Source organism: Acinetobacter sp. OYA S30 (assembly GCF_033599315.1).
GTDB classification, from domain to species: Bacteria; Pseudomonadota; Gammaproteobacteria; order Pseudomonadales; family Moraxellaceae; genus Acinetobacter; species Acinetobacter baumannii.
Window position 1 is genome coordinate 1 of record NZ_JAWVAV010000084.1, and the last position, 3,621, is coordinate 3,621.

Genomic DNA, 3,621 nt, shown 5'->3' on the forward strand with positions numbered 1-3,621 from the left:
AATACAAATCTTGTATCCAAATGGATTCGCTTAATTGATGCTAAGCCAGGGAATGATCGCTCACCACTACCGAATAAACCTGCATTTATTGCCTTATCTTGCTCTGCACCATTAGATCCTACTCCTACTGACATGTTAACGGTTCAAATTACTTTACCCCACTCAAAAGCAGAAATTGGCTTGAAATGGCAAGTATCAGAAATATCTGCTTTAGCAGAATTACTCAAGGCACTTGCAACATGATCCGCATTGATGAAATCTGGCTTTCTACCCAACCTCTGGATATGCGAGCAGGGATGGATACGGTCATGGCGCAGATTATGAAAGCCTTTGGCTACATCAAACCGCATTGTGCTTACCTGTTCTGTAATAAACGTGGCCATCGCATGAAAGTACTGGTGCATGATGGACTGGGCATCTGGCTGTGTGCCCGGCGGCTGGAACAGGGCAAATTTCACTGGGCTAAAGTTCACCAGGGTGAAACCGTGGCCCTCAGCCCGGAACAGTTACAGGCACTGATCCAGGGTTTGCCCTGGCAGCGCATTGGACGACAGCAAGTGGTAACAATGCTCTAAACCAAGCTCGGCTATTCTGCTATTCTCCAAACGTTCTATTTCCTCTGCGTCATGACCTCAGGCATACTGCGGTCATGAATACGCTGCCTGACTTAAGCCAACTGACCCATGAACAACTGCTGGAATTTACCCGGCAGTTGGCGATGCAGCATCAGTCTCTGGCACAATCAAATCAAGAATTAGAAAAATCAAACCAGCAATTGGATGCCAAAGTTCAGCATCTTTCTATTCTCAATCAAAAATACGAGCATGAACTGGCGCTGTTTAAAAAGCATAAATTCGGCAGTAAAAACGAACATCTCACCGCAAAACAAATCCATCTATGGGACGAAGCGGTCGAAGAAGATATTGCAGCCGTTGATCTGGAATTAGAACGATTAAATGCAGATAAAACCGATGCAGGGACACAGAAAGCCACAGTCAACAAACCTAAACGTCGACTGCTGCCCGATCATCTACACACCATCCGTATTGAGCATGAACCTGCATCAACCCAATGTGCTTGTGGCTGCCAACTCCGTCGTATCGGCGAAGATGTCAGTGAAAAACTGCATTTCAGACCGGCACAGTTCTATAAGGAACAGCATGTGCGTGGTAAATGGGTCTGTGATCAGTGTGACACCCTGACTCAGCAAGCGATGCCCGCCTATGTGATTGATAAAGGCATTGCTTCACCTGAATTGCTCAGCCATGTGCTGGTATCGAAGTATGCCGATCATTTGCCGCTGTACCGTCAACGTCTGATCTATCAGCGGGCGGGAATCGAACTTTCTAGATCAACTTTATCTGACTGGATAGGTCGCTGCGGTGTAGAACTGGAACCTCTGGCCAATGCCTTAAAAGAGGTGGTGCTGCAACAGCGGGTGCTGCATGCAGATGAAACACCGGTCACCATCATGCGGATGGGTGAGAATAATAAAAAACCGAAGAAAGGTTATGTCTGGGCCTATGCCACCACACAGTACAATCCAGTTCAGGCGGTGATCTATGACTTTCAGGATAGTCGTTCAGGCCAGCATGCTGAAGAGTTCTTGAAAGGCTGGCAGGGCTATCTAGTCTGTGATGATTACAGTGGTTATAAAGCACGTTTTAAATCAGGCCAGGTGATTGAGGTGGGGTGCATGGCCCATGCACGTCGTAAATTCCATGAACTGCATGTGACCGGGAAAAGTCAGGTTGCTGAACAGGCCTTAGTGCTGATTCAGAAACTGTATGCGATAGAAGCAGAACTCAGGAAAAAGACCGATGGTACAGCGGAAGACCGCCGCGAATACCGACAACAGCATAGTCAACCAGTGATGCAACAACTATATGAATGGCTCAACCAACATCATCTGACAGTGCCATCGAGTTCTCCCACCGCCAAGGCCATCAATTACACTCTGAAGCGTTGGCCAGCTTTAAGCCGCTATCTGGATGATGGCAATCTACCGATTTGCAATAATTGGGTCGAGAATCAGATGCGTCCCTGGGCGTTGGGGCGCAAGAACTGGCTGTTTGCAGGTTCGCTGCGCAGTGGTCAGCGAGCGGCAAACATCATGACGTTAATCCAGTCAGCAAAGCTGAATGGCTTGGATCCGTATGCCTATTTAAGTGATGTGCTGAAAAGGCTGCCGACACATAAAGTGACCCAGATTGAAGAGTTACTGCCACACTGCTGGAAACCTAAATCGAATTAAAATTGGTATGGGATTCAGCGGACGCTTACATTTTTCAACAATGATAACAGGATGGATTGCAAGCGCATCCCTTCTGAATTGGTCAGAGCCAAAACCGAGAGAATATTGACCAGAGGAATGCAAAACACCAGCAGAATAGCAAACAGCGCCATACCTTGCTGATAAAACAAAGACGCCGACAGTGCTAAGCCGATATAGGTATTAAAACGCACCATGCCCTGCATATACACGCCAAAACGTGCCGCTGCAGTGCCATACAGCGCCTTGAGGATATATAACAGACAAACCGCAATCAGCAGGGTCAGACCCGCTCCCAGCATCATGTGGCGAATTTCGCTGGCCTGAATTTCAGCATGCGCCAGGCCCAAAAACAGCATCACCGGGAACAGCAGATAGTAGTTGAGCTTTTCTGCACCGTGCCAGAATTTATCTTCTAAAAACCTAAAGCGCTTGAGTACATAGCCCAACGCAATCAGAAAGATTAAAGGAAATAGCGCAACCAGAATTATATTTGCCATCGTTTATCCATACATATCGCGGTCTGCCCAGGACGGCAGCATCTCAATCCATTTTTTTAATGGCAGTTCAAAATCTTAAAGCAAAAAGATATTTTATTTAAAGCCTGAGTATAAGCCAAATAGCCCGTTGAATTGACAGCGATTTGCTTCATTTTGATGGATTTATTTTGCCAGAACCCGGCAGATGATCAGCATCTCTCCTAATGCCCTGTTACTTTAAAACAGAGCTTAACTGAATGTTCTCATTACCCGTCACCGGATAATGCTGCGCAATTTCCTGACTAATCATCAATGCTGTCGCCGCAGATAAGGTCCAGCCCAGATGCCCATGGCCAGTATTATAAAATACCCGTGGATGCTGGCCCTGCCGAATCACCGGCATCATATTTGGCATCATCGGACGTAAACCTGCCCACGGCACCACGCTTTCGGTTGAAATATCAAAATTCCGCTGCACCCAGCGCACCAGTGGCTGAATCCGGTCATGGCGAATATCGCGATTATAACCATTAAATTCGGCCGTTCCGGCAATCCGCAGCCGATCTGTGCCTAAACGTGAGGTCACAATTTTGGCACTTTCATCTAGCAGACTGACCCAAGGTGCCTGCTTTTGGCTCTGTTCATCCTGTAAATTGACGGTAATGGAATAGCCTTTGACCGGATAAACATTGACCCGATTACCTACCTGTCGCGCCAATTGATAGCTCCCCACACCGCCGCAAATCAGCACGGCATCGGCATGTAAGGTTTCCACCATCGGCTGATCTGCCAGCGGATCTTCAATGGCTGGCCGATAACTCAGCTGTACCTGCTGGGCGTTTAGCTCAATATCCTGAACATCCCGGCCAA

At 47.5% G+C, this 3,621-nt stretch carries 4 protein-coding genes and 1 pseudogene; 3 read left to right on the forward strand and 2 right to left on the reverse strand.

What is annotated here, in order from left to right; genetic code table 11:
* From R5R67_RS19005 to tnpC, 3 genes and pseudogenes are all read left to right on the forward strand, one after another.
* Window positions 1–243, forward strand: a pseudogene (locus R5R67_RS19005) (IS66 family insertion sequence element accessory protein TnpB); the annotation flags it as partial.
* Window positions 240–575 (forward strand): IS66 family insertion sequence element accessory protein TnpB, encoded by a 336-nt coding sequence (gene tnpB / locus R5R67_RS19010; protein ID WP_000618086.1) that lies wholly within the window; start codon window positions 240–242, stop codon window positions 573–575. The pseudogene R5R67_RS19005 and the gene tnpB, both read left to right, overlap by 4 nt.
* Window positions 576–649: 74 nt before the next feature.
* Window positions 650–2,254: an IS66 family transposase gene (gene tnpC, locus R5R67_RS19015; RefSeq protein WP_318755164.1), complete on the forward strand. Its 1,605-nt coding sequence runs from the start codon at window positions 650–652 to the stop codon at window positions 2,252–2,254.
* A gap of 14 nt (window positions 2,255–2,268) precedes the next feature.
* Here tnpC and R5R67_RS19020 read toward each other — a convergent pair whose 3' ends face one another.
* Both R5R67_RS19020 and R5R67_RS19025 read right to left on the reverse strand, forming a co-directional pair.
* Window positions 2,269–2,772, reverse strand: coding sequence for a hypothetical protein (locus R5R67_RS19020; RefSeq protein ID WP_318755165.1), 504 nt, complete (start codon window positions 2,770–2,772; stop codon window positions 2,269–2,271).
* 211 nt (window positions 2,773–2,983) lie between these two features.
* The coding region (locus R5R67_RS19025) for an FAD-dependent oxidoreductase (protein WP_318755166.1) at window positions 2,984–3,621 on the reverse strand (638 nt) is incomplete at its 5' end.

What these genes read in the sequence shown, in the direction of transcription:
- R5R67_RS19020 (WP_318755165.1), bottom strand. Translation starts at nt 2,772, where the DNA reads ATGGCAAATATAATTCTGGTTGCGCTATTTCCTTTAATCTTTCTGATT.
- tnpB (WP_000618086.1), top strand. Translation starts at nt 240, where the DNA reads ATGATCCGCATTGATGAAATCTGGCTTTCTACCCAACCTCTGGATATG.
- tnpC (WP_318755164.1), top strand. Translation starts at nt 650, where the DNA reads ATGAATACGCTGCCTGACTTAAGCCAACTGACCCATGAACAACTGCTG.